This is a genomic window from Novosphingobium sp. AP12, from assembly GCF_000281975.1.
In the GTDB taxonomy this organism is placed as follows: Bacteria; Pseudomonadota; Alphaproteobacteria; order Sphingomonadales; family Sphingomonadaceae; genus Novosphingobium.
In genome coordinates, this window is the sequence record NZ_AKKE01000126.1 from 1 (window position 1) to 24,621 (window position 24,621).

Below are 24,621 nucleotides of genomic sequence, written 5' to 3' on the forward strand. Positions count from 1 at the left end.
GGCTCGCTCGCCTGCACCAGCCGTCGTCCGCGCGCCGAAAGCACCATGCGCCGCCCCTCGCGCTGGAACAGGGCGACGCCGAGCTGCTCCTCGATCTCGCGAACACGGGCGGAAATGGCGGGCTGGGTGGTGTTGAGGCGCTGCGCGGCTGCGGCGAAGGTGCCGAGCCGGTCGATCCACATCAGCGTTTCGAGATGGAACAGGGCGATGCGCTTCATGGCAATATGATAACCAATGGCTATCGGAATTGATAAAAAATAATCGCTATTCGTAATGGAAACCGCGCTCTAGCCTCCGCCCCGCAATCGGAAGAGGATTTGCCTCATGAAGAAGATCTATCCCAGCGCCGAGGCCGCGCTGGAAGGCGTGCTCAAGGACGGACTGCTGATCGCGGCAGGCGGTTTCGGCCTCTGCGGCATCCCCGAGCGCCTGCTCGACGCGGTGCGCGATGCAGGGGTCAAGGACCTGACGTTCGCCTCGAACAATGCCGGCATCGACAACGAAGGCATCGGCAAGCTGCTGCGCACCAAGCAGGTGAAGAAGATGATCTCGTCCTACGTCGGCGAGAACAAGGAGTTCGAGCGCCAGTACCTCGCCGGTGAACTCGAGGTCGAGTTCTGCCCGCAGGGCACGCTGGCCGAGCGGATGCGCGCGGGCGGCGCCGGCATCCCGGGCTTCTACACCAAGACCGGCGTCGGCACCCAGGTCGCCGAGGGCAAGGAAGTGAAGGTCTTCGGCGGGCAGGAATACATCCTCGAGGAAGGCATCTTCGCCGACCTCAGCCTCGTCAAGGCGTGGAAGGCGGACGAGACCGGCAACGTCGTGTTCCGCAAGACCGCGCGCAACTTCAACGTGCCGGCCGCCACTTGCGGCAAGATCTGCGTGGTCGAGGTGGAGGAGATCGTGCCGGTCGGCAGCCTCGATCCCGACGCGATCCACCTCCCCGGCGTCTTCGTCCAGCGCATCGTCGTGGGCGCGCCCTACGACAAGAAGATCGAGTTCACGACGACCCGCGAGAGGGAGGCTGTCTGATGCCCTGGAATCGCAATGAAATGGCCGCGCGCGCGGCGAAGGAGCTTGAGGACGGGTTCTACGTGAACCTTGGCATCGGCATCCCGACGCTGGTGGCGAACTACGTGCCGCAGGACATCACGGTCACGCTGCAGAGCGAGAACGGGATGCTCGGCATCGGGCCGTTCCCCTACCCGGACGAGGTCGACCCCGACCTCATCAACGCCGGCAAGCAGACGATCAGCGAACTGCCGCAGTCGGCCTACTTCGACAGCGCACAGAGCTTCGGCATGATCCGCGGCGGGCACATCGACCTGACCGTGCTCGGCGCGATGGAAGTGGCCGAGAACGGCGACATCGCCAACTGGATGATCCCGGGCAAGATGATCAAGGGCATGGGCGGCGCGATGGATCTCGTCGCGGGCGTCAAGAAGATCATCGTCGTCATGGAGCACACCTCCAAGAACGGCGATCCCAAGTTCATCCCCTCGTGCACCCTGCCGCTGACGGGGCGCAACGTGGTGGACATGGTCATCACCGACCTCGCGGTGTTCCAGCGCGCCGACCACGACAGCCCGTTCAGGCTGGTCGAGATGGCGCCGGGCGTCACCGCCGAGGAAATCGCCGCGAAGACGACCGCGCACTACGTGAGCTGAAACCGCCGATGTCGTCCCCGTGTTCGCGGGGACGGCGTTGCCGCGAGGGGGCTCGCCTTCCTCGGGACTTGTCATTATTCCTCCCCGCACTCGACGCCGAGAGGACCCACATGACCTACACGCTGATCACCGCGAACCGGAACTATTCGAGCTGGTCGCTGCGCCCCTGGGTGCTGATGAAGGCCCTCGGCATTCCCTTCGAGGATGAGCTGGAGCAGTTCACCATGCCGGTGAACTACGACGCCTTCCGCAGCTTCTCGCCCACCGGACAGGTGCCGGTGCTGATCGACGAGGAGCGCACGATCTGGGACTCGCTCGGCATCGCGCTCTACCTCGCCGACCGTCATCCCGGTGTCTGGCCTGCCAACGAGGACGCCCGGACCTACGCCCAGAGCGCGGTCTGCGAAATGCACGGCGGCTTTTCGGCGCTGCGCGGCTTCTGCACGATGAACGTGGGCGTGCGGGTGAAGCCCCGGCCGATGGACGGACAGCTGGTGCGCGAGATCTACCGGGTGCGCGAAATCTTCGAGGAAGGCCTCTCGCGCTTCGGCGGGCCATGGCTGGCGGGGCCTGAGTTCACCGTGCTCGACGCCTTCTACGCCCCCGTCGCGTTCCGCGTGCGGACCTATGGCCTCGATGTCGGGCGCGGGCAGGCGTGGGTCGACGCCGTGCTCGCCCATCCGGCGATGCGCCAGTGGGAAGAAGAAGCCCTCGCCGAGGAATGGCGCGAAGAGAGCCACGAGGCGGAACTGGCCGCAGCGGGCGAGATCATCGCCGATTACCGAACCGGGGGCTGATCCCATGCGCGTCCTGCTGACAGGCTCCTCGGGCTGGCTCGGCAGGCACCTTGCGCCGCTGCTGGGATCGCGGGGGCACGACGTCGTCGGGCTCGACGTGACGCCGGGCGCGGCGACCACGATCGTCGGGTCAGTGGCCGACCGGGACCTCGTGTTCCAGACGGTCGCGCACCACGGCATCGAGGCGGTGATCCACGGCGGCGCGCTGCACAAGCCGGACATCGCGCGGTTCCCGCGGCAGGCTTTCGTCGACGTCAACGTGACCGGCACGCTCAACCTGCTGGAAGCTGCCGCCGAGGCCGGGCACGCGCGCTTCGTGTTCACCTCCACGACCTCGCTGATGGTCCGGGGCGACGTGCGCGCCGGGGCGGGCGAGCAGGGCGCCTGGTGGATGGACGAGAGCTTCGGCCCCATCGCCCCGCGCAACGTCTACGGGATCACCAAGCGCGCCGCCGAGGACCTGTGCCGCCTCGTCTCGCGGGAGAGCGGGATGGCGGTGGCAATCCTGCGCACCGGCCGCTTCTTCCCCGAGGACGACGACACCCACGCGGTCCCCTCCGGCCCGAACCTCAAGGCCAACGAGTTCCTGAACCGCCGCCTGACGGTTGCCGACGCGGCGCTCGCCCATCTTGCCGCGCTGGAGCGGATCGAAGGCTGCGAGACCTTCGTGCTCAGCGCCCCGCCGCCGTTCGTGCGGATCGATGCGGCGGAACTGGCGACCGATGCACGCGCGGTGATCGCCCGCCACTTCCCCGATGCCGAGGCGCTCTATGCGCGCGCCGGCTGGGTGCTGCCCGAGCGGATCGAGCGGGTCTACGATCCCGCCAAGGCCGAACGCCTGCTCGGCTGGCGCGCGCGGACGGACTTCGCCGCGATCCTGGACGCGCTGCGCTGCGGCGCAGAAATGCCCTTCGCCCACGATCCGGAATGGGTGTCGCCAGTGCTGGGACAGTCATCCCGCTGGTGATGCCGACTGTCTTGCGGCGGTCAGACGGGCACTCCATAACCCGCCGGTCATCACATGGGAGAATCTCGAATGGCCGACCTCGCCTCCATCCCGCTCGAGCGTATCGACGGCAAGTCCGATAGCCTCGCCGATCATGCCGGCAAGGTGCTTCTCGTGGTCAACGTCGCGTCCAAGTGCGGGCTCACGCCGCAGTACGAAGGGCTCGAGGCGATCTACAAGGAGTACCAGGACAAGGGATTCGAAGTGCTCGGCTTCCCCGCCAACGACTTCGGCGCGCAGGAGCCCGGCACCCACGAAGAAATTGCCGAGTTCTGCTCGGTGAACTACGGCGTCTCGTTCCCGCTCTTCGCCAAGGCCGACGTCACCGGCGAGGCCAAGCAGCCGCTCTACGCGGCGCTTACCGAAGCCGTGCCGACCAAGCAGGGCGATGTTGCCAGCATGAAGGAGCGCTTCAAGGGCTATGGCATGACGCCGAACGACGACCCCGAAGTGCTGTGGAACTTCGAGAAGTTCCTGATCGCGCGCGATGGCTCGGTCGCGGGCCGCTTCGCTCCGGGCACCGCGCCTACGGACCCGCTGCTGATCGGCGCGATCGAGGCCGAACTGGCGAAGTAATCCAGGCGGGGGCGTCAGTCCCCCACCAGCACGAACGGCGCCCAGCTTGCGGGGTGGGCGCCGCCGGGGATCGAGGGGTCGCGCATCACGTCCAGCTGGGCGCGGCGCAGCGCCTCGGCCCGCGATAGGCCGGAGCTTGCGCCTTCCAGCGTGCGCAGCGTCAGGCGCCCGGCCACGTCGTCGCGCACCGGCCAGTGCGAAAGCAGCAGCGCGCGCGATCCCGCCGAGATGAACGCCCGCGCGAGTCCCGAGTAGGTCGGCGCGTTCTCGCTGTCGCCCGCGCTGGTGTCGCAGGCCGAGAGGATCACCCAGTCCGCGTCGAGCCGCAGCTGCGCCACTTCCGAGGCCGTCAGCAGCCCGTCGTCGAGCGCCGAAGGCACATGCGGCGGGGTCATCACCAGTGCCGGCTCGACCACCCCGCGCAGCGCGCCGCCGACGAGGCCGTGGGTGGCGAAGGCGATCACGCGCGCCTGTTCGAGCGGCGCCTGCTTCACCGCCGTCTCCGTCGCCCCCGCGCCGACGAACAGCTGGCTTCGGGTCCCGAAACGGCTCGCCATGTCGTGCAGCTCGCGCCCGGCGTCGGGCAGGCTGGCAAGCTGCGCGAGCGACTCGACGCTGACATCGCCCCCCTTGATGCGCGGCGCCGAGCGCATGGCCAGCACGGAAGGCGGGCCGAGCAGCGGCGCCCCGATCCCGGCGAAAGTCAGCGCCCTGGCGGACCGGGACGGACGCCGGGGCAGGGGAGAGGCGCTGATCATCACGCTCACCGCCAGATCGCGCGCAAGCCAGCGTGTCTCGCGCAGCGTCTTGGCGTCGGCGTCGTCGCCCTTGGGCGGGCGGCTCACCAGCGCGGCGAACGGCACCGTCGACAGGCTGCCGGGCGCCAGGATTTCCAGCTCTCGCACCGACTTCAGCACGCCGCGCACCGCCTCGGGGAACACCAGCTGGTAGAGTTCGTAGGCGGCCTGCCGGTCGAACCCCGCGTGCGTTTCATCCAGCAGTCCCGCCTCGACCGAGGCGCGTATCCGCTGTTGCAGCTCCAGCAGGCGCCGGGGAGCGACGCCTGTCTCCCCGATCACGACCGCCTCGCGCGTGACGAGCTGCGCGATGATGCCGGTCTCGTCGTTGCCGATGAGCAGCAACCCCTGTCCGGGCTTCAGCCGCGCACGCGCGTCGGCGAGCTTCGCCGGCTCGACGGCGGTCAGCGCCTTGTAGCCCGGCACGAGAGCGGCGACCTCCGCATCCGCATCGCGCAGCTTCGCATCGAGTGCGGCGGTGTCGGACGCGAGGTCGCGGGCGGTGGCGGCGTCACCGGAGATCATCGCCTGGTCGAGCGCCTTGCGCAGCTGACGCGCCTGTACCGTCAGCGAAAGGTAACCACGGATCGCCTCGCGCGCCTGCGGCCCATACTTGTCCTGCAGCACCGCGAGCGAGGAGAACGCGCCTTGCAGATCGCCAAGGTTCGCCATCTGCAACGCGTCGAACGCCTGAGCCTGCGTCCCGGTCTGGGCGGCGATGTCAGCCAGTTGCATGAAGGCGGCGCGAAACTCTCCCGCCATCGCCAGCACGTCCCGGCGCGCGGTGGCGCGGTCGAGCAGGCGGGTGCGCAGCGGGGCGAGCGCTTGCGACAGCATCGCGAGCGCCTGCACCGGTTCGCGCTCGCTGGCATCTAGGCGCGCTTCGAGCAGAGTGGCGGTTATGCGCGCCCGGTTGGTGGGCGTGGTGCTGATTTCGAGGGCCTGGCGCGCGTGGGTGAGCAGGGGCCGCGCCTCGTCGTCGCGCCCGGCCCTCATGAGCGCGGCGGCGAGATTGTATTCCGCGGTGAGCACGACCTGGTCCTCGGGCGAGGCCGAGTACTTGCGCGCTACGTCGAGCGCTTTCCGGCGCAGCGCGAGGGCCTTGTCGCTGTCACCCTGCCAGGTCGCCATCCGTGCCTGCTGGCCGATCATGGTGGCGAGGCCATTCGCCTGCCGGCGATCGGGATGGGCTTCGAATATAGCCACCGCGCTGTCGTAGAGCGGCCCGGCCTCGGCACGCATCCCGGCATTGTCGAGCGCATAGCCGAGGCTGTGCAGCGAGATCGCCAGCTGCGGGCTGTCGGGCGGCAGGATCGCCCGTCGCTTCTCCAGCGCGGCGCGCAGCAGCGGGATCGCCTGCCCGTATTGCCCTGCCTCGGCCAGGATGGCGCCCAGTTGCTGGGTGGTTGCGACGCGCACCCGGTGGTTCTCGGGCAGGTGTGCTTCGGCCCAGGCGGCGGCTTCCCGCGCGGTGACGACCGCCGTCTCTGCGTCGGACACGTAAAGCTGCAAAGCGGCGAGGCTCATGGCCCAGTCGGCGGGGCTTTCTAGGTCCTCGCCCGTGGCGAGCGCATGGGCACGGGCGATGGCGACCGCTTCGGTGACCAGGGGGATCGCCTCGATCTGGCGTCCGCGCTGGTATTCGATGATGCCGAGGCCATAGAGCGCCTCGCCATATTCGGGACTTTGCCTGCCCTCCAGCTGCGCGGCGAGATCGAGCGCGCGGCGGGTATAGGCCTCCGCCTCTTCGAGCTTGCCCAGCGCGCCGAGTTCGGAGCCGATGTGGAGCAGCAGTCCGGCGCGGTCGGGGGTCAGCGGGGCGTTGCGGGCCTCCAGCCCGGCATCGACCTGCCGGAAAAGCGCCAGCGCCTCCTCCGTGCGGGCGAGGGAGGACAGCGCCTGTGCGCGCACCGCCTGCGCGTAGAGCAGATCGACCGGATCGACGCCGCGCTCCTTCGCAGCGCGGGAAAGCACGTCGTCGACATGGCGCAGCGCCGTCTCGGGATCGCCCGCGGTGTCGTAGCCGCGCAGGCGATGGAGTTCGTCCGTGGCCGGGGAGGACCGCGCCGGGCTTGCTCCCGGGAGCGTGATTGCCAGCACGATCGCGCACCACAGCCTGCGCATTCCAGTCCCCACCCCCTGGCGAACGCGGAGGGCCGCAAGTGGCCGCTCCCAAGCGCCGAGGAGAAGCCCATTCGGCTGTTAATACAACTCACAAGTTCTGTAATGACGGGTGAAAATCATGTCACGTCACCCGTCGCGACCGGCCTGGCGGGGTCGGCGATCCATTCGCTCCACGAGCCCGGGTAAAGCCGACCGGCAGGCAGCCCGGCGACCGCCATCGCCAGCGCATTGTGGCAGGCAGTGACGCCCGAGCCGCACTGAAGAATCGCCGGTGCATCGTCCAGCAGCGCGGAGAACTCCGCCGCGAGGCTTCCCGGATCGCGGAAGCGGCCGTCGGGGCCGAGGTTGTCGCGGAAGAAGCGGTTGCGCGCGCCGGGGATGTGGCCGGCCACGGGATCGAGCGGATTGGGTGTGCCCGCGAAGCGCGAGGGATCGCGCGCGTCGAGCACTTGCGACGTGTCCGCGCCGATCTGGCCAAGAACCTCGGCGGCGGTCACGGGAGCAGGTACGAGCGTTTCGCCCACCTCGAAGTCGCCCGAGGCGGTGCGGGGCGTCGGCCCGGTTTCGAGCGGGAGTCCGGCCGCGACCCACGCGGGCTTGCCGCCGTCGAGCACGGCGACCGGCGCATGGCCGAGCCAGCGCAGCAGCCACCACGCCCGCGCCGCCCAGGCACCGCCGCTGCTGTCGTAGGCGACGACCTGCTGGTCCCTGCGCAGCCCCTGCGCGCGCAGCCACGCCGCGAGCGCGACGGGCGCGGGCAGCGGATGGCGGCCGTTGCTGCCATCGGGCGGGGAGGCGAGGTCGTTGTCGAGGTGGGCGTAGCGGGCGCCGGGGATGTGGCCCCTGGCGTAGATCTCGGCGCCCTTGTCCGGCGCGCTCAGCTCGAACTCGCAGTCGAGCACCAGCACGTCGCTGCCCGCCGTGAGCAGGCCGCGCAGGGCATCGACGCCGATCAGCGTTTCGTAGATCATCGTATGGCCCGCCTATGTGAACTGGTGGACACAGCGTAAAGTCTGAGAGGGCCGCTGTCGATGCGTTAGCGCAGGGAACCGGCGGTTTTCACGCTGCCGCACCACTCGCCGAACAGATGTATGCGCTCCCAGAGCAGGGCGCGGGTGCCGGCCATGTTGTGGACGTGGCCCATGCGCGGGCAGACGAACAGGTCGACGCTGCGGGCCGAGGCATAGGCGCGCGCCTCTCCGCGCGGGTCGGGCACGAGATCGCGCACGCCCATGGCGCAGAGCACCGGCACCGTGATCGCGGCCGCCTCGGAGGCGACGACGCCCGGCGTCAGGGTCGAACGCGCCGCGCGCTGGGGCGTGCGGCGCGCGTACCACGGCGGCGAGGGCGCGTCGGGATCGCCGCCGCGCGCGATGCCTTCGTAATGGGCAAGGTCCTGCTCGACGACCTCGACCGGCACGTCGTCGTAGTGAAATCCCCAGGCGACGGCTTCCCACGCGGCCTGTGCGGGCGCGCCCTGAACGGCGGCGAGCGCGGCGGCGTTGAGCGGCTCGCGGCATTCCGAGAGCCGGGCGTCGCGCGGATACCAGGCGACCACCACCGGCGCGCCGCCGGGCGGGGTCGCGGGGTGCGAATGTACCGCGCTGAAGCCGAGCACGCCGATCCCGTCGAAGCTGCCGTGGCGCGCCTGCTGAGCGATCAGCAGTGCTCCGCCAAGCGACTGGCCGATGCCGACCACGCAGGCGCCGTTCACCGGCGGATAGTCCGGTGCGAGCACGCCGTTGGCGAGGCGCAGGACGATCTCGGCCTGCGCGGCATGGGCGGCGGCGGTGAGCATCGAGTAACCGAGGTCCTCGGGGTCGATGCCGCTGGAGCCGTCGCAGCCCAGCCAGTCGAGCGCGACGAAGATCCAGCCGCGCTCCGCGTGGAACGCGCTCTGTGCTCCGCTGCCCGCTCCCGGCAGATCGCATGTATAATACCCGCGGGCATAGCTGCTGCTCGGCATGGCGATGCAGATCACGGGCCGAGCGGGCAGCATGGCGGGCTCGGGGAGGATCACCGTGGCCGAGATTCTGGCCGCCACGCCCAGCCCTACTGCATCGCTGACGTCGATACTGACTTCGAGCTGCCGCACGCGTTCCCTTCCTTCTCCCGGCCGTCCCTCGTGCCTTGGCATCTCTTGTCACCCTGATTGACGGCGCCGGGCAATCCCATATTGTTCGCGGCACAGGACCGATCGTCCCGAGGATCGGCAAGGAGAGAGGGACCGCGACCCATGCCCGGCCAGTCCGAGACGAGGGCGCCGATGGTAAGCTCGAACGCGCGGCGCGGCCTGTCCGAACTGCTGGCGGAACTGCGCCTGTCCGGGCGGACATGGTGCTACGGCGACTTCGGCGGGAACGCGGGCTGCGCGGTGGCCTCGGGCGATGCGGTCTTCGTCCATGCAGTGATCCACGGCACGTTGCGTCTCGCCTGCGCGGGCGGGGCGATGGCGCAGCTCGGGCCGGGCGACGTTGCGCTGGTGCTCTCGGGCGAGGCCCATGCCCTGCGCACCGCACCGGGAGCCGCCGCCCAGCCGCACGACCTCCTTCGCCGGGACAGTGAGAATGACGTGCCGCCGACGCTGAGCTTCGGCGAACCGGGCCGGGTCGGTGCGCGCGTACTCAGCGCGCGGCTGCGGGCGACCTGGCCCGGCGACGTCGCCCGCTCCTCGCTGCCGGCGCTGCTGCGCGGCCCCTGCGGCCTGCTGCAGGGCGAGGCACTGGCCGGGGCCGGGATGGGCGCGGGATCGACCGCGCTGCTCACCCGCATCGCCGAGATGCTGCTGGTCGCCGCCTTGCGCGCCGACCCGGCCTGCCGCCGCATCCTCTCCTGCGAGAAGCGCGATCCGGTGGAGGAGGCGATGCAGCTCATCGCGGCCAGCCCGGCGCATCCCTGGACGGTCGAATCGCTCGCCCGCGCGGTAGGCATGGGACGCTCCAACTTCGCGGCGCATTTCTCGACCGGGGTGGGCAAGGCGCCGATGGAAGTCGTCGCGCAGGCCCGCATGGAGCACGCCGCGCTGCTGCTGCGGCAGGGGCGCATGAAGATCGCAGAGATCAGCGAACTCGCCGGGTACGGCTCGGAAGCCGCCTTCAGCCGCCGTTTCAGCCGCCATTTCGGCGTCACTCCCAGCCAGATGCGCGAGGACGCCCGCGCCGCCCGCGCCGAGGCGGCGGCGGTGCCCGCCTTCCGCGCGATGCTGGCCGGCGCGCGCGGCCGCGCCGCCCCGCGCGAACCGGTCGCCGAGAGCGTGACGGCGGGCGAGCACCTGCCGCCGGGCCATGTGTTCATCGCTCCGGGGCGGCGGGACTGATAGAGCGGACGCACTGGACGATCGGTCAACGTGCATGGAGGCCCGGGGCTTCTCTCCGCCCCCGACATGCGCGACCCATGGTGCAACGAAACCAAAAGCACGGGAGAGCACCATGGCCACCGCCCCCCTCGACAGGCCCCGGACCGCGTACAAGGTCATCGACGCCGACACGCACCTCACCGAGCCGCACGACATGTGGACCCGCCGCGCGCCCGCATCGATCCGGGACCGGGTGCCGCAGGTGAAGATGCTGAACGGCCAGCGCTGCTGGGTGATCGACGGCGACAAGTCGATCGGCACCGGCGCGCACCCCAACAGCGCGATCCTCAAGGACGGCGGCAAGGTCCGCGTGCTCGACGAGTTCCTCAAGCTGCAGTTCGAGGACGTTCATGTCGGGTCATCGTCGCTCAAGGAACGGCTTCAGGTCATGGACGAATGCGGCGTTTTCGCACAGATCGTCTACCCTAATATCCTGGGGTTCGGCGGGCAGGCGGCCGCCCATGTGGATGCCGACCTGCGCCTCGCCTGCGTGCAGATCTACAACGACGCGGTGGCGGAGATGCAGGCCGAATCGAAAGGCCGCTTCTTCCCGATGGCACTGCTGCCGTGGTGGGACGTGAAGCTCTCGATCGCCGAGACCGAGCGCTGCGCCGCGATGGGCCTGCGCGGCATCAACATCAATTCCGACCCGCACCTCGTCGCGCTGGATGGCGGAAAGATACCCGACCTCGCGCACGAGCACTGGTATCCGCTGTGGGAAGCCTGCGAGGGGCTGGAGATGCCGGTGAATTTCCACATCGGCGCATCGGAAACCTCGATCGACTGGATGGGGCAGCAGGGCTGGCCCTCGCTCACCCGTGACCTGCGTTCGGGGATTTCGGGGGCGATGCTGTTCTTCAACAATGGCAAGGTCGTGGCGAACCTGATCTATTCCGGCCTGCTCGACCGCTTCCGCAAGCTCAAGTTCGTCTCGGTGGAGAGCGGGATCGGCTGGGTGCCGTTCATGATGGAGGCGCTCGACTACCAGCTCGTCGAGATCGCGGAGGGGCGCAGCTTCGAGAAGAAGCCCAGCCAGTACTTCAAGAGCAACTTCTACGCCTGCTTCTGGTTCGAGACCGGCCAGAACGCCGCCGACATGGTGCGCAAGGTGGGCGTGGACAACGTGCTGTTCGAAACGGATTTCCCGCATCCGACCGGGCTCTACCCGATCAAGAACCTGGAAAGCCGCATGGGCGACCTGACACACGAGGAGAAGGTCAAGGTCCTGGGGGGCAATGCGGCGAAGCTCTACCGCATCGAGGTCTGAGGCCGTCACGTCGCCGGGGCGGATTCTCGCCTCTACCTGCGCCGATGGCTTCTGCACGCGGTGATTGTCGGTAAGCCTGCGCCAGAAAACCCCGGGAGAGACCTCAGATGACCTACAGAGTTGCCATCGTCACCGGCGCCGCAGCCGGTATCGGCGCCGCCTGCTCGATGCGCCTTGCACAGGACGGGATCGCCGTCGGCGTGCTCGACCTCGACGAAGCCCGCTGCGCCGATACGGTTCAGGCGATCAAGGACGCGGGCGGCACCGCCATTGCGCTGGGCGCCGACATCTCGAACCGCGAGCAGGCCGCCGCCGCCGTCGCCAAGTGCCGCGACGCGTTCGGCCCGATCTCGATCCTGGTAAACAATGCGGGCGTCACCGACTTCACTCCGTTCGAGGAGCTGACCGACGAGCGCTGGGACCTCGTCTACGCGATCAACGTGCGGGGGCCGATGGTGATGACGCAGCTGGTGCTGAAGGACATGAAGGACGCTGGCTGGGGCCGCATCGTCAACATCTCGTCGTCCTCGGCGCAGACCGGGGCGATCAACATGGTGTGCTACTCCTCGTCGAAGGGCGCGGTTGTGACCATGACGCGTTCGATGGCGCAGGAATTCGGACCCTGGGGCATCACCGTCAACAACATCCCGCCGGGCTCGGTGATGGGCACGATCATGTCGGAAGCCAACCGCGAACGCTTCCAGATCCCGACCGAAGTGCTGCTCCAGACCGTGCCCGTCCGGCGACTGGGCGAGCCTGCCGACATCGCCAATGCCTGCGCCTGGCTGTGCCATGAGGCGTCGGGCTACGTCACCGGCCAGACCATCGGCGTCAACGGCGGCCGCGTGGTCACCTGACGTCCGCAGGCGGGTTATGTCCCGCCGTCCAAAAACGACGAAGGGGCCGACAGCCTGCGCTGCCGGCCCCCGATCCACATGGGGGGTGGAAATCGTCGAGACCGACGATCAGGCCTTCTTGTCGGCCTCGTAACGCTCGATGGCTTCGATCACGATGCGGCGCGCGTCTTCAGCGTTGCCCCAGGTGCCGACGCGAACCCACTTTTCCTTTTCCAGGTCCTTGTAGTGGGTGAAGAAGTGCTCGACCTGCTGGTAGACGATGTCGGGCAGGTCTTCCTTTTCCTTGACGTGCGAATAGTAAGGGAAGGTCGAGTTCACCGGCACGCAGAGCAGCTTCTCGTCGCCGCCGTGCTCGTCTTCGAGATTGAGGACGGCGATCGGACGCACCTTCACAACGCAGCCCGGGATGAACGGCGAGCGCGCCACGACCAGCGCGTCGAGCGGGTCGCCGTCGGGCGAGAGGGTGTGCGGCACGAAGCCGTAGTTCGCCGGGTAGCGCATCGGCGTGTGGAGGATGCGATCGACGAAGAGTGCGCCCGACGCCTTGTCGAACTCGTACTTGACCGGCTCACCGCCGACGGGAACTTCGATGATGACGTTCAGGCTCTCCGGCACATTGTCGCCAACGGGAATCATGTCGATGCGCATAACGGTCCTTACTTTAACAGGTACGCCCAAGTCGCACCGGTTGGATCACGATGCGGCCGGACTTAGCGGCGCAACTATTGCACTGCAACAGGCTATTGGAATGAACGTAATCTAGTTGTCGGGCCCGATTTCGAGACCGAATTTTCGCCCTCTAGTTTTTACGGGGGCTGAGAAGCCGGTCCAGTCCGTTGGGCTTGCCGGGCGTTGTGCTTTCGAGCACCGGGTAGCGAAGTCCGCCGTGATAGTCGATCGTCACCATCTGGTAGCGGTCGTCGCGGCGCACGAGCAGCGAGATCGGCTCCTTGGACGATTTTGCCGCGGTGATCGCGTCCTTGATGACGTCGTCGGAATAGGCACGGCCGTTGACGGCGGTGATCTTGACGGTGTTGACGATCCCGGCGTCGTAAGCCGGGCCATCCCACAGCGTGGAGGTGACTTCGCCGTCCTTGTTGAGCGCCATGCCCAGCGAATAGGTCAGGTCCACCGTCTTGCGCGACTCGGCCACGCCCTTGTCGTAGGCGTTCTGCTTGTCCTTCCAGACCAGCTTGTAGCCGGCCATCTCGATGCCCTTGAGCGGCGCGGGCTGGCCGGTCGCATAGAGGCGGGTGCGCAGGAAGCTGGCCCAGTCGTAGGCATAGACGCCGTTCAGCGTCGCCACGATCTCGTCGAAGTCGTAGGTTACCTCGCCCCAGTCGCCGTCGCGCACGCCGAAGAACGCCCTGGCGAAATCGTCGAGGCCCTTCTTGCCGGCCGTGCCCTGGCGGATGATCTGGTCCGCCTCGAGCCAGGTGAGCGCGCCCTCGACGTAGTAGTCCTCGCTGCGGGTCAGCGAGGTGTAGGGCAGCGGCTTGCGGCGGGCGAGCTGCGGCGCGTTGGTCGTGTCCTCGACCGAGCGCCAGCCGCGGCCCGGAGTGCCCTCTGCGTACTTGGCGGCGGCGGTGGCGAACGAGCCGAGAATGGTGTCGCGCGTTTGCACGCCCGAGCGCGCGGCCAGGACATAGCCCCAGAACTGGGTCTGGCCCTCGTACATCCACAGGAGCGTGTTCTGCATCGGCTGCTGGTAGTCCGGCGTCCAGGCATCGGCACCGCGGCGGAACTTGCCGTTCCAGCTGTGGACGAACTCATGCGGGATCACGTTGTGGTCCCAGTCCATGTCGTCCCAGCTGGTCCAGGCCTTGGGCTCCATCTGGTTCTCGCTCGAGCGATGATGCTCGAGCCCGATGCCGCCCATGCGGTCGGTCAGCGCCAGCAGGAAGTCGTAGTGGTCGAAGTGTTTCGCGCCGAAGGTCGCCAGCGCCTCGGTAACGAGGTTGCGATAGGTCTGCATGTGCTCGGGCTTGATCGCGAGCATTTCAGGCTCGTCGGCGACGACGTCCATCGAGACGCCCTGACCGAGGTCCCAGCGCTGGGCGTGGACGCCGGCGAAGATCGGCGAATCGACCAGGCGCTCGAAGTCGATGGCGTTCCAGCTCACCTTGTCGCCAGCGCGGGTCATGCCGTCGAGCGCGGTGTAGACGGTCCAGCCTTTGGGGAAGGTCACAGTCGGCTTCATGACGATCCCGCGCGTGTAGTAGCCGGCGGGGTAGAGGCTCATCTTCTCCCACTGGAGGTTGAGCATCTCCTGCGTCATCGTCACGCGGCCTTCGCTCGTCTGCAGCGGCGAAGTGTGGACGAACTTCGCGGTGACGGCCTTCGTGCCCTCAGGCAGCGCGAGGTGGAAGGCGTTGACTGCCACCGTATCGCGCACCCACGGAATCTCCTTGCCGTCGGCGAAGAAGTGGATCTGCGCGAGCAGCGCATAGGGCCCGGTCTCGGAGTGGTTGCCGGGCAGCCAGCCCGCCTGTAGCAGCGTCAGCGCCTTGGTGCCGGCGGCGACCGGAAAGGTCTGCGTCACGCGGTAGACGCCGCGCTCGATGTCGCTGGCGTCGATGGCGAGCGCGACCGTCCCGGCATAGGGCACGTCGCGCGCCGCCGCGATCTCCGGTGGCAGCGGGGGCGCCATGGGAGTGCTGCGGGTAGCGTCCTGTGCCAGAGCGGCCGTCGAAAGGAACAGGGAGGCGAGGAGCGTGGTAGTCGCGAACCGATAGATCATTACGCAATCCATTGCGTCTGGAATCGCGTTTGGCAACTATCGAAACATCCATTTCCCCCGCTACCACTTCCCCCACGCGCCCTATCGGTCTAAGCGCGCGCGTCATGAACACTACGCCACAGGCCATTCGCGGAACCCAGGATATCTTCGGTGCAGAGGCCGAAGCCTTCGCCCATGTCGTCGAGACGTTCGAACGCGTGCGCCGGCTCTACCGCTTCCGCCGCGTGGAAATGCCGGTGTTCGAAAAGACCGCCGTGTTCTCGCGCTCGCTGGGCGAGACGACCGACGTGGTTTCCAAGGAAATGTACTCTTTCGAGGACCGAGGCGGCGATTCGCTGACGCTGCGGCCCGAATTCACCGCCGGCATCGCCCGCGCCTACCTGACCGACGGCTGGAAGCAGTTCGCCCCGCTCAAGGTCGCCACCCATGGCCCGCTGTTCCGCTACGAGCGCCCGCAGAAGGGCCGCTACCGCCAGTTCCACCAGATCGATGCCGAAGTGATCGGCGCGCCCGAGCCGATGGCCGACGTGGAACTCCTCGTCATGGCCGACCAGTTGCTCAAGGAACTGGGCATCTCGGAAGGTGTGACGCTGCAGCTCAACACGCTGGGCGACGGCGCCAGCCGCGATGCCTGGCGCGCCGCGCTGGTGGAATACTTCCGCGATCACAAGGATGCGCTGAGCGAGGATTCGCAGGACCGGCTGGAGCGCAACCCGCTGCGCATCCTTGATTCCAAGGACCCGCGCGACAAGCCGTTCACCGCCGACGCGCCCAGGATCGACGACTTCCTTTCGGGGGAGGCGCAGGACTTCTTCGGCGCGGTGACACAAGGGCTCGAGGCGGCCTCGGTGGACTTCGTCCGCGCCCCGTCCCTTGTGCGCGGGCTGGACTACTACAGGCACACGGCTTTCGAATTTGTGACAGATCGTCTGGGCGCGCAGGGCACCGTGCTCGGCGGCGGCCGCTATGATGGCCTTATGGTCGCGCTCGGCGGCCCCGAGACCCCGGCGGTCGGCTGGGCGGCGGGCATCGAGCGTCTGGCGATGCTGGTCACCGATGCCGGCGGCGCGGCGGAAGCGCCGCTCACCGCGATCCTCGCCGTCGAGGACGATGCGGCCTTGCCGTTCGCGCTCAAGGCGATCACCGCGCTGCGCCACCAGGGCATCGATGCCGAGATGATCGCGACGGGCAGCCCCCGCAAGCGCTTCGACAAGGCCGTGAAGCTGGCCGCCAAGGTGCTCGTCTCGTTCGTCGTCAAGGACGGCGTGCCCACCGCCAACCTGCGAGCCGGTGACACCACCGCCGAGCGCCTGGCGGTCGAGCAGGTGCTGGTGTCGATCCACCCGTGAGCATTTCGGACGCCCGCCTCGCGCAGATGGCTGCGCGTCTGGCCGAACTCGAAGCGCGGCTCGCCTCGGGCACGCTGGAGGGGGACGCCTTCGTCGCCGCCAGCCGCGACTATGCCGAGCTGGAGCCGGTGGCGCGCGTCGCCGCCGACGTGGCCTCGATGCGCGGCGAACTGGAAGTGCTCCAGAAACTCGAAGACCCCGACCCCGAGATGCGCGCCCTTGCCGCCGAGGAAGTGCAGCGCCTCAAGACCGAACTGCCGGAGGCCGAGCGCCGCCTGGCCGTCTCCATGCTGCCCCGCGACGCGGCCGACGTGCGCCCGGCAATGCTGGAAATTCGCGCCGGAACCGGCGGCGACGAGGCCGCGCTGTTCGCCGCCGACCTCTACCGCATGTACGAACGCTACGCCGCCGAGCAGGGCTGGCGGGTCGAAATGGTCAGCGCCAATGCCAGCGACGTGGGCGGCTTCAAGGAAGTGGTGGCCAACGTCACCGGCTCGGGCGTCTTCGCCAAGCTCAAGTTCGAAAGCGGCGTGCACCGCGTCCAGCGCGTGCCGGTGACCGAGAGCGGCGGGCGCATCCACACCTCGGCGGCCACCGTCGCGGTGCTGCCGGAGCCCACCGAGGTCGACGTCCAGATCGAGGACAAGGACCTCAAGATCGACATCTACCGCGCATCCGGCGCGGGCGGCCAGCACGTCAACACCACCGATTCGGCCGTCCGCATCACCCACCTGCCCACCAATCTCGTGGTGATCTGCCAGGACGAGCGCAGCCAGCACAAGAACAAGGCGAAGGCCATGCAGGTCCTGCGCGCGCGCCTCTACGAGAAGATGCGCGACGAGGCGCAGGGCGCCGAGGCCGAGGCTCGCAAGGCCATGGTCGGCTCGGGCGACCGCTCGGAACGCATACGCACCTACAATTTTCCGCAAGGGCGCGTCACCGACCACCGCATCAACCTGACGCTCCACCGCCTGCCCGAGATCCTCGAGGGGCCGGGCCTAGCCGAACTGGTCGATTCGCTCATCGCCGAGGACGAGGCCAAGCGCCTCGCGGCGATGGATGGCTAAACCCACGGTCGGCGAGGTCATCCGCGATGCCGCCCAGCGCCTGAGCGCCTCCAGCGACACCGCCCGGCTCGACGCCGAGGTGCTGATGGCCCACGCGCTCGGTACCGATCGATCGACGCTGCTGCTGCGGCACATGCGCGATCCCGCGCCGGAGATCTTCGCCGATCTGGTCGAACGCCGCGCCGCCAGCGAGCCGGTGGCCTACATCACGGGGCACCAGGAATTCTTCGGCCTGCCCTTCATCGTCGGCCCCGACGTGCTGATCCCGCGCGGCGATTCGGAAACCCTCGTCGAAGCCGCCATCGCCGCCCGGCCGGACGCGCGGAGGGTGCTCGACTGCGGCACGGGCTCGGGCGCGCTGTTGTTGGCGGTGCTGGCGAAGCTGCCCGAAGCGCGGGGCCTCGGCATCGATCGGTCGCCGGGCGCGCTCGCCGTGGCCGCCGCCAACGCCCGGGCGCTGGGGTTGGACGACCGCGCCGAAATGCTCGCCGCCGACTGGCACGCCCCGGGCTGGAGCGAGGCCCTTGCAGGCTCGTTCGACCTCGTCCTCGCCAATCCGCCTTACGTCGAGGACGGCGCGGTGCTCGACACGTCGGTCCGCGCCTTCGAGCCGGCTGGAGCGCTGTTTTCCGGACCCGAAGGGCTCGACGACTACCGCGTGCTGGTACCCCAGCTTCCTGGGCTGCTCGCCCCCGGCGGCGTCGCGCTGGTGGAGATCGGCCATGAGCAGGCGGAGGCGGTCATGGCGATCGGCATGGACTGCGGGCTTGCTTCCCAGCTTCACCGGGACCTTGCCGGACGGGCTCGGGTCGTCGCTTTTTCGGTGGGAAACGTAAGCTCCGGGTAAGTTTTCGCTTGGAATTCGCCGGTACAATGCCTAATGAATGAACCGAACCGGCCTATGGACGATGTTTTCCCATACCCGGTTCGCCTCCAGCATTTGCAAGCGTTCGTGGTTTAAGCGCCACGGCAAGGCAGATGGGGAACTCGCGGCAGCCGGGGGCCAGCCGGGATCACAGACGTTCGGCAGACCGGCCTTTGGGGCGCAGGTCGATGCTAAGGGTTTTGAGGAAAATCATCCTTGAATAACAATCGCGGTAACAACAATAACCGCCGGCGTGGCCGCGGTAACAACAATCGCCAGCAGGGCGGCGGCCAGCAGACTAACCGGATCGACAGCAGGGCGCGCGGCAACGCGCCGCAGATGCTCGAGAAGTACCGGAAGCTGGCCCATGACGCCCATCTGAACGGCGACCGTGTGACGGAGGAATACAACCTCCAGTTCGCCGATCACTACTTCCGCGTCATCGCCGACCAGAAGCAGCGTCAGGACGATTCGCGCCAGCCGCGCCGGGACGACCGTCTTTCGGAATACGGTGACGACTTCGCCGCTGCCGAGTACGATCCCTACGGCGAAACGCCTTCGATGCCGGCAACGCATGCCGATCGCGGGCCGCGCCAGGAGCGTGAGCAGCGCGGCGATCAGCAGCAGCGCGAACCGCGCGAGCAGCGCCAGGACCGCTACGAGCGCGAACCGCGTGCCGAAGCGGCAGCCGAGCAGGCGACCGAGGTCGAGGAAACCGGTTCCGAGGAAGCCGCGCAGGCTCCCGGTTCGGTCTACGAGCCGCCAGAGAACCCCTTCATTCGCGACAACCGTGGTCCGGGCCGCGGCCTGAAGCAGCGCAAGCCGCGCCGTCCCCGCGACGACGAGGCGGGCGAAGGCCAGGCCGATGCCGTTTCGCAGGACGTTTCGGAAGAGCCGGGCGGCAACTTCGATGCGGCGGTCCTGCCGCCGGCGATCTCGGCCCGCCCCGCGCGCAAGCCCAAGGCAGCACCCGCCGAGCAGCCCTCGGAAGGCGCCGAGGCTTCGGCCGAGCCGGCCGGCGAGGAAAAGCCCCGCCGGCGTCGTACCCGCAAGCCTTCGGCCGACGACGCGGGCGCCACGCCCGAAACCGTGAACGGTTGATTTGAGACACTCCATCCATCGCGGCGCAACTGGACTTGCGCCGCGATGGACCGGGCTTACAAGCCCATGGCGATGCAGTCCGATCGGCGCTCTTCGCCCACCCCCCGAACCCCCCGCCAGACCCTGAGCCTGGCACTGGCTCCCCGGCGACCCCGGGCCCGGGCCATCGTGGCGACGATCGCCGGTGCCGTGGCGGCCTGCGGCTTCCAGCCCTTCGCGCTATGGCCGCTGACGTTGATCGGCGTGGCCTGGCTGCTCGAACTCACGATGCGGGCGCGCACCGGCCGACAGGTCTTCGCGCTCGGCTGGTTCTTCGGCCTCGGCCACTTCACCCTCGCCAACAACTGGATCGCCACGGCCTTCACCTACCAGGCTGAGATGCCTGCGTGGTTGGGCATGATCGCGGTGGTGCTGCTCGCCCTGTACCTTGCGCTGTTCCCCGCCGCGGCGATCCTCGCGGCATGGCTAGTGGTGCGGCCCGACCGTGACGGCGCGGCGCCCCGGCGCTTCGGCGCGCTCCTTCTCGCATTCGCGGGCGCGTGGATCGTCACCGAGTGGACGCGCGGCTGGCTGTTCACGGGCTTCGCCTGGAATCCCATTGGCGTGGCGCTGCTGGGCGGGTTCGACAGCCGGGGCCTTGCTCTGCTGACGCAGTGGGTCGGGACTTACGGGCTCTCAGGCGTACTCCTCCTGCTGGCCGGACTGCCGGGTGTCTGCGCCAGAGCGGGGATGGGCACGAAGCGCCGTGCGGTGTGGGCTCTGCCGGTGGTCGTCATCGCCGCCGGACTGACGTGGGTCATGTACGCACCCGGCCCGCCGGCAACGCAGGGCGCGATTCCCTATACCCTCGTCCAGCCTGACCTGCGCCAAGAGGTCATCGACGATCCGCGTCACTTCGAGCCCAACTTCCGCAAGCTCGCCACGCTCTCGCTGCCGCTCCAGCCGGGTGACCGCAGGCTGGTGCTGTGGCCCGAGTCGGGGCTCGGCGACTTCCTGCGCGATGGCTATCCGGCCTACACTTACGCCGCCTATACCTACGCCGCCGACCCGCTCATTGCGCGCAAACGCATCGGCCGGGTGATCGGCCCCTACGGCCTCCTTCTGACCGGCGCGGTCGACCTCGTGATCGACCACGACGAGGAGGTCGCCGCGCGCAACTCCGTCACCGCGATCGACGGCGGCGGTGCCATCCTCGCGGGTTATTCCAAGGCCCACCTCGTGCCTTTCGGCGAGTATCTGCCGCTGCGCTGGGTGCTGGAGCCGCTCGGGGCCAGCCGCTTCGTCGCCGGCACGCTCGATTTCTGGCCGGGCCCGGGGCCGCGCACGATCGACTTCGGCCCTTATGGCGAGGCGGGCATTCAGATCTGCTACGAGATCGTCTTCAGCGGCCATGTCGTCGACCCCCACAACCGGCCCGACTACATCTTCAATCCCTCGAACGACGGCTGGTTCGGCGCCTGGGGCCCGCCCCAGCACCTTGCCCAGGCGCGGCTGCGGGCGATCGAGGAGGGGATGCCCGTCCTGCGCTCCACGACCACCGGTATCAGCGCGGTGGTCGACGCGGACGGCATCGTGCGGGCGTTCGTGCCCTGGCACAAGGCCGGGCGGCTCGATGGCCGCATCCCGCCGCCGCACGAGCCGACCCTGTTCGCGCGGCTCGGCAACCTGTTGCCGCTGGCGCTCGCCGCGCTGTTGCTTTTTTCAAGTCTTTGCGTGGTTGCACTGAACCGCCGGTGGAGCTAAACGGGGTCACATAAAGTTTCCTTTATATCCCAAGGTCTCTCATGCGCAGCAACTACGTCTTCACCTCCGAGAGCGTCTCGGAAGGTCATCCGGACAAGGTTTCCGACCAGATTTCCGACGCCATCGTCGATCTTTTCCTGTCCAAGGACCCCGAGGCGCGCGTCGCCTGCGAAACCCTGACGACGACGCAGCTCGTGGTCCTTGCGGGTGAAATCCGCTGCAAGGGCGTCTACGAAGACGGCAAATGGGCCGATGGCGCGCTCGATGAGATCGAGAATACCGTCCGCCAGGTCGTGAAGAAGATCGGCTACTGCCAGGACGGCTTCCACTGGGAGACCTTCGAGTTCATCAACCGCCTGCACGGGCAGTCCGCGCACATCGCGCAGGGCGTCGATGCCGACGGCAACAAGGACGAAGGCGCCGGCGACCAGGGCATCATGTTCGGTTACGCCTGCGACGAGACGCCCGACCTGATGCCGGCGACGCTCTACTACAGCCACAAGATCCTGCACCGCCTGGCCGACGACCGCCACTCGGGCGCGGCCCCGTTCCTCGAGCCCGACGCCAAGAGCCAGGTCACCCTGCGCTTCGAGGACGGCGTGCCGGTCGCCGCGACCGCGGTCGTCGTCTCGACCCAGCACCAGGCTGGCTACGACGAGGGCGAAAAGGAAGCCGAGCTCAAGGCCTACGTCCGCAAGGTCGTGACCGAAGTGCTGCCCGATGGCTTCGTCAACGGCGAGACGGTGTTCCACATCAACCCGACCGGCTCGTTCGAGATCGGCGGCCCTGACGGCGACGCCGGCCTCACCGGCCGCAAGATCATCGTCGACACTTACGGCGGCGCGGCTCCGCACGGCGGCGGCGCGTTCTCGGGCAAGGACCCCACGAAGGTTGACCGCTCGGCCGCCTACGTGACCCGCTACCTCGCCAAGAACGTGGTTGCCGCGGGCCTCGCCACGCGCTGCACGATCCAGGTGTCCTACGCGATCGGCGTGTCCGAGCCGCTGTCGCTCTATGTCGACACCCACGGCACCGGCACCGCCAAGGATGCCGACCTCGAAGTGGCGATCGCGCGCGTCGCGGCCGACACGCTGGGCGGCCTGACCCCGCGCGGCATCCGCGTCGGCCTCGGCCTCAACAAGCCGATCTACGCGAGCACCGCTGCCTACGGCCACTTCGGCCGCCAGCCCGAGGGCGACCTGTTCCCCTGGGAGCGGACCGACCTCGCCGACGCGCTCAAGGCGGCGCTGGCCTGACCTGATACTCCGTCGTCCCCGGGTTGCCCGGGGGCGACGGACGGTCATCGACCGAACCCGGATGCCTGTCGACCGGCGGCATCACTCCCCTTGCCATGATCGAAACAGGCGATAGCTTCGCCCGATCATCTCCGCGCTTTCCTGACGCGGACTGCAGGGGACTTATCCATGATCGAAACCGACCGCCGCGGCGCTCTCGGCCTTGCCGCCGTGCTTCCCCTCGCCTCGGCGATCCCGTCGTTGCTGGCGAATGCAGCACAGGCAGCCGAAACGGGGAGCGCCGCCGCCTGGGACCTGACAGAGCTATTCCCTGACCTCGCCGCCTGGGATGCGGCGCGCAAGGACGTGGTCGCCGCGCTGCCGCGCCTTGCCGGCTACAAGGGCACGCTGGGGCAGGGCGCGGGTGCGATGGTCAAGGCGCTGGAAGATATCTCGGCAGTGACGCTCAAGTTCATGCGCGTCTACGTCCACGCCTCGCTGCGCGCGGACGAGGACGTGCGGGTCTCCGCCAACCAGGAGCGTAATGCGCAGGTAGAGGACCTTTACGCCCAGTTCGGCGAGGCGACCGCCTGGACGAGCCCGGAAGTGCTGGCACTCGGCAAGGACAAGGTCGAGGGCTACATCGCCTCGAACGACACGCTGAAGCGCCGCTTCGCCTATTCGCTGCGCAAGACGCTGCGGCAGGCGGCGCATACGCTGGACACCAAGGGCGAGCAGATCCTGGCCGCCGTGTCCTCGCCGCTGTCGGGCCCGCAGACGATCCGCGAGCAGCTGTTCAGCTCCGACATTCCCTGGCCCACGGTCACGCTGTCCGACGGGCGCAGCCAGCGCCTCGACGCGCAGGGCTATACGCTGACCCGCGACGCGCCGAACCGGGATGACCGCAAGAAGGTCATGGACGCCTTCTTCGGGCAGATGGGCAAGTTCCAGAACTCGCTCGGCACGGCGATGGCGGCCAAGCTCAAGGGCGACGTCTTCGAGGCGCGGGCGCGCAGCTATCCCAGTTCGCTGGCGGCGGCGCTCTCTCCCGACAACGTGCCCGAGGGCGTCTACCGCACGCTGATCGCGGAGACCAACGCGGGCCTGCCGCAGCTGCACCGCTCGTTCCAGCTGCGGCGCAAGATGCTTAAGCTGCCGGACATCCACTACTACGACATCTACCCGCCGCTGGTGAGCCTGGAGCGCAAGTTCACGCTGACCGACATGCGCAACATCACCCTGAAAGCGGTCGAGCCGCTCGGGCCAGACTACGTCAAGCGGCTGGGCACGGCGACGGCGGCGAAGTGGATGGACCCGCTGCCGCGTCCCGGAAAGCGCGCGGGCGCCTACATGAACGGCGCCGCCTACGGGGTGCATCCGTACCTGCTGCTCAACCTCGGCGAGAACTACGAGGGGCTGTCGACTTACGCGCACGAGTGGGGTCATGCCATGCACACGCTGCTGGCCGATACCGCGCAGCCGTTCGAACTGTCGGACTACCCGATCTTCACCGCCGAGATCGCCTCGACCTGCAATGAGGTGCTGCTGACCGAGTACATGCTCGCGCAGGCGAAGACCAACGAGGAGAAGATCTACTACCTCGGCATGCGGCTGGAGGGTATGCGCGGCACCTTCTTCCGGCAGGCGATGTTCGCCGAGTTCGAGCTGAAGATGCACGAGATGGCGGAGGCCGGCGAGGGCCTGTCGGGCGAGAGCCTGACCAGGGTCTACCTCGACCTGCTGAAGCGCTACCACGGCCCGGACTTCGTCATCGACGAGCCCTACGCGGTGGAATGGGCCTATATCCCGCACTTCTACAGCCAGTTCTACGTCTACAAGTACGCCACCTCGATCGCGGCGGGGACGTGGTTCGCGCATTCGATCCTGAACGGCGGCAAGGCCGAGCGCGAACGCTACCTCGACGTGCTGCGCGCGGGCGGCTCGGCCGACCCGGTGGACATCATCAAGGCGTCCGGCCTCGACATGACCGGGCCCGAGCCATACCGCGGCCTGGTCGCGGACTTCGCTGCGACCATCGACCAGATCGAGAAGCTGATGGCTTGATGCGCAATCCG

21 protein-coding genes are annotated in these 24,621 nt (G+C 68.3%); 15 read left to right on the forward strand and 6 right to left on the reverse strand.

Going from position 1 to position 24,621, the window contains the following annotated elements:
• Nucleotides 1-218, reverse strand: a 218-nt coding sequence (locus PMI02_RS17805; RefSeq protein WP_007685368.1) for a LysR family transcriptional regulator, incomplete at its 3' end; no start/stop codon positions are given.
• Between the two features lie 106 nt (nt 219-324).
• Between PMI02_RS17805 and PMI02_RS17810 the strand changes: the two genes are divergently transcribed.
• From PMI02_RS17810 to PMI02_RS17830, 5 genes are all read left to right on the forward strand, one after another.
• Nucleotides 325-1,032 (forward strand): CoA transferase subunit A, encoded by a 708-nt coding sequence (locus PMI02_RS17810; protein WP_007685369.1) that lies wholly within the window; start codon nt 325-327, stop codon nt 1,030-1,032.
• A complete protein-coding gene (locus tag PMI02_RS17815) occupies nt 1,032-1,667 on the forward strand; it encodes a CoA transferase subunit B (RefSeq protein WP_007685370.1) in 636 nt (211 codons plus the stop codon). Before PMI02_RS17810 ends, PMI02_RS17815 begins: the two co-directional genes overlap by 1 nt.
• Nucleotides 1,668-1,777: 110 nt before the next feature.
• Nucleotides 1,778-2,464, forward strand: coding sequence for a glutathione S-transferase family protein (locus PMI02_RS17820; protein WP_007685371.1), 687 nt, complete (start codon nt 1,778-1,780; stop codon nt 2,462-2,464).
• Nucleotides 2,465-2,468: 4 nt separating this feature from the next.
• Nucleotides 2,469-3,431 (forward strand): NAD(P)-dependent oxidoreductase, encoded by a 963-nt coding sequence (locus PMI02_RS17825; protein WP_007685372.1) that lies wholly within the window; start codon nt 2,469-2,471, stop codon nt 3,429-3,431.
• A 69-nt stretch (nt 3,432-3,500) separates the two neighbouring features.
• A complete protein-coding gene (locus PMI02_RS17830) occupies nt 3,501-4,046 on the forward strand; it encodes a glutathione peroxidase (RefSeq protein WP_007685373.1) in 546 nt (181 codons plus the stop codon).
• Nucleotides 4,047-4,060: 14 nt separating this feature from the next.
• On the opposite strand, the gene PMI02_RS25980 is transcribed toward PMI02_RS17830, so the two are convergent.
• The 3 genes from PMI02_RS25980 to PMI02_RS17845 form a co-directional block, all read right to left on the reverse strand.
• A complete protein-coding gene (locus PMI02_RS25980) occupies nt 4,061-6,967 on the reverse strand; it encodes a CHAT domain-containing tetratricopeptide repeat protein (RefSeq protein ID WP_007685374.1) in 2,907 nt (968 codons plus the stop codon).
• 116 nt (nt 6,968-7,083) lie between these two features.
• Entirely contained in the window at nt 7,084-7,938 is an 855-nt protein-coding gene (locus PMI02_RS17840) for a sulfurtransferase (RefSeq protein ID WP_007685375.1), read from the reverse strand.
• Between the two features lie 65 nt (nt 7,939-8,003).
• Nucleotides 8,004-9,062, reverse strand: a complete 1,059-nt coding sequence (locus tag PMI02_RS17845; RefSeq protein ID WP_052025648.1) for a hypothetical protein — start codon at nt 9,060-9,062, stop codon at nt 8,004-8,006.
• A 141-nt stretch (nt 9,063-9,203) separates the two neighbouring features.
• Between PMI02_RS17845 and PMI02_RS17850 the strand changes: the two genes are divergently transcribed.
• The 3 genes from PMI02_RS17850 (at nt 9,204) to PMI02_RS17860 (ending at nt 12,446) form a co-directional block, all read left to right on the forward strand.
• Nucleotides 9,204-10,283, forward strand: a complete 1,080-nt coding sequence (locus PMI02_RS17850; protein ID WP_036504431.1) for an AraC family transcriptional regulator — start codon at nt 9,204-9,206, stop codon at nt 10,281-10,283.
• 112 nt (nt 10,284-10,395) lie between these two features.
• Nucleotides 10,396-11,589: an amidohydrolase family protein gene (locus PMI02_RS17855; protein ID WP_007685380.1), complete on the forward strand. Its 1,194-nt coding sequence runs from the start codon at nt 10,396-10,398 to the stop codon at nt 11,587-11,589.
• A 107-nt stretch (nt 11,590-11,696) separates the two neighbouring features.
• Complete coding sequence (locus PMI02_RS17860) at nt 11,697-12,446, forward strand: SDR family NAD(P)-dependent oxidoreductase (protein ID WP_007685382.1); 750 nt, start codon at nt 11,697-11,699, stop codon at nt 12,444-12,446.
• Nucleotides 12,447-12,554: 108 nt separating this feature from the next.
• On the opposite strand, the gene ppa is transcribed toward PMI02_RS17860, so the two are convergent.
• Entirely contained in the window at nt 12,555-13,094 is a 540-nt protein-coding gene (ppa, locus tag PMI02_RS17865; RefSeq protein ID WP_007685384.1) for an inorganic diphosphatase, read from the reverse strand.
• 151 nt (nt 13,095-13,245) lie between these two features.
• Nucleotides 13,246-15,186, reverse strand: coding sequence for a M61 family metallopeptidase (locus PMI02_RS17870; RefSeq protein ID WP_007685386.1), 1,941 nt, complete (start codon nt 15,184-15,186; stop codon nt 13,246-13,248).
• 104 nt (nt 15,187-15,290) lie between these two features.
• On the opposite strand from PMI02_RS17870, the gene hisS reads away from it, so the two are divergent.
• From hisS to pepF, 7 genes are all read left to right on the forward strand, one after another.
• A complete protein-coding gene (gene hisS / locus PMI02_RS17875; RefSeq protein WP_007685388.1) occupies nt 15,291-16,535 on the forward strand; it encodes a histidine--tRNA ligase in 1,245 nt (414 codons plus the stop codon).
• Nucleotides 16,532-17,602, forward strand: a complete 1,071-nt coding sequence (gene prfA, locus PMI02_RS17880) for a peptide chain release factor 1 (protein ID WP_007685390.1) — start codon at nt 16,532-16,534, stop codon at nt 17,600-17,602. The genes hisS and prfA overlap by 4 nt, the downstream gene beginning before the upstream one ends.
• Nucleotides 17,595-18,449 carry a peptide chain release factor N(5)-glutamine methyltransferase gene (gene prmC / locus PMI02_RS17885; protein WP_007685391.1) on the forward strand — a complete coding sequence of 285 codons (855 nt, stop codon included), beginning with the start codon at nt 17,595-17,597 and terminating at the stop codon, nt 18,447-18,449. Before prfA ends, prmC begins: the two co-directional genes overlap by 8 nt.
• A 234-nt stretch (nt 18,450-18,683) precedes the next feature.
• Nucleotides 18,684-19,568, forward strand: a complete 885-nt coding sequence (locus PMI02_RS17890; RefSeq protein WP_007685392.1) for a DUF4167 domain-containing protein — start codon at nt 18,684-18,686, stop codon at nt 19,566-19,568.
• A 45-nt stretch (nt 19,569-19,613) separates the two neighbouring features.
• Nucleotides 19,614-21,311 carry an apolipoprotein N-acyltransferase gene (gene lnt / locus PMI02_RS17895; protein ID WP_007685393.1) on the forward strand — a complete coding sequence of 566 codons (1,698 nt, stop codon included), beginning with the start codon at nt 19,614-19,616 and terminating at the stop codon, nt 21,309-21,311.
• A gap of 41 nt (nt 21,312-21,352) precedes the next feature.
• Nucleotides 21,353-22,567: a methionine adenosyltransferase gene (gene metK / locus PMI02_RS17900; protein WP_007685394.1), complete on the forward strand. Its 1,215-nt coding sequence runs from the start codon at nt 21,353-21,355 to the stop codon at nt 22,565-22,567.
• A 168-nt stretch (nt 22,568-22,735) separates the two neighbouring features.
• Complete coding sequence (gene pepF, locus PMI02_RS17905; protein WP_007685395.1) at nt 22,736-24,610, forward strand: oligoendopeptidase F; 1,875 nt, start codon at nt 22,736-22,738, stop codon at nt 24,608-24,610.
• The last annotated feature ends 11 nt before the right edge of the window (nt 24,611-24,621 follow it).

Coding starts and splice junctions, on each gene's coding strand:
- PMI02_RS17810 (WP_007685369.1), top strand. CDS start 325: ATGAAGAAGATCTATCCCAGCGCCGAGGCCGCGCTGGAAGGCGTGCTC.
- PMI02_RS17815 (WP_007685370.1), top strand. CDS start 1,032: ATGCCCTGGAATCGCAATGAAATGGCCGCGCGCGCGGCGAAGGAGCTT.
- PMI02_RS17820 (WP_007685371.1), top strand. CDS start 1,778: ATGACCTACACGCTGATCACCGCGAACCGGAACTATTCGAGCTGGTCG.
- PMI02_RS17825 (WP_007685372.1), top strand. CDS start 2,469: ATGCGCGTCCTGCTGACAGGCTCCTCGGGCTGGCTCGGCAGGCACCTT.
- PMI02_RS17830 (WP_007685373.1), top strand. CDS start 3,501: ATGGCCGACCTCGCCTCCATCCCGCTCGAGCGTATCGACGGCAAGTCC.
- PMI02_RS25980 (WP_007685374.1), bottom strand. CDS start 6,967: ATGCGCAGGCTGTGGTGCGCGATCGTGCTGGCAATCACGCTCCCGGGA.
- PMI02_RS17840 (WP_007685375.1), bottom strand. CDS start 7,938: ATGATCTACGAAACGCTGATCGGCGTCGATGCCCTGCGCGGCCTGCTC.
- PMI02_RS17850 (WP_036504431.1), top strand. CDS start 9,204: ATGCCCGGCCAGTCCGAGACGAGGGCGCCGATGGTAAGCTCGAACGCG.
- PMI02_RS17855 (WP_007685380.1), top strand. CDS start 10,396: ATGGCCACCGCCCCCCTCGACAGGCCCCGGACCGCGTACAAGGTCATC.
- PMI02_RS17860 (WP_007685382.1), top strand. CDS start 11,697: ATGACCTACAGAGTTGCCATCGTCACCGGCGCCGCAGCCGGTATCGGC.
- ppa (WP_007685384.1), bottom strand. CDS start 13,094: ATGCGCATCGACATGATTCCCGTTGGCGACAATGTGCCGGAGAGCCTG.
- PMI02_RS17870 (WP_007685386.1), bottom strand. CDS start 15,186: ATGATCTATCGGTTCGCGACTACCACGCTCCTCGCCTCCCTGTTCCTT.
- hisS (WP_007685388.1), top strand. CDS start 15,291: ATGAACACTACGCCACAGGCCATTCGCGGAACCCAGGATATCTTCGGT.
- prmC (WP_007685391.1), top strand. CDS start 17,595: ATGGCTAAACCCACGGTCGGCGAGGTCATCCGCGATGCCGCCCAGCGC.
- lnt (WP_007685393.1), top strand. CDS start 19,614: ATGGACCGGGCTTACAAGCCCATGGCGATGCAGTCCGATCGGCGCTCT.
- metK (WP_007685394.1), top strand. CDS start 21,353: ATGCGCAGCAACTACGTCTTCACCTCCGAGAGCGTCTCGGAAGGTCAT.
- pepF (WP_007685395.1), top strand. CDS start 22,736: ATGATCGAAACCGACCGCCGCGGCGCTCTCGGCCTTGCCGCCGTGCTT.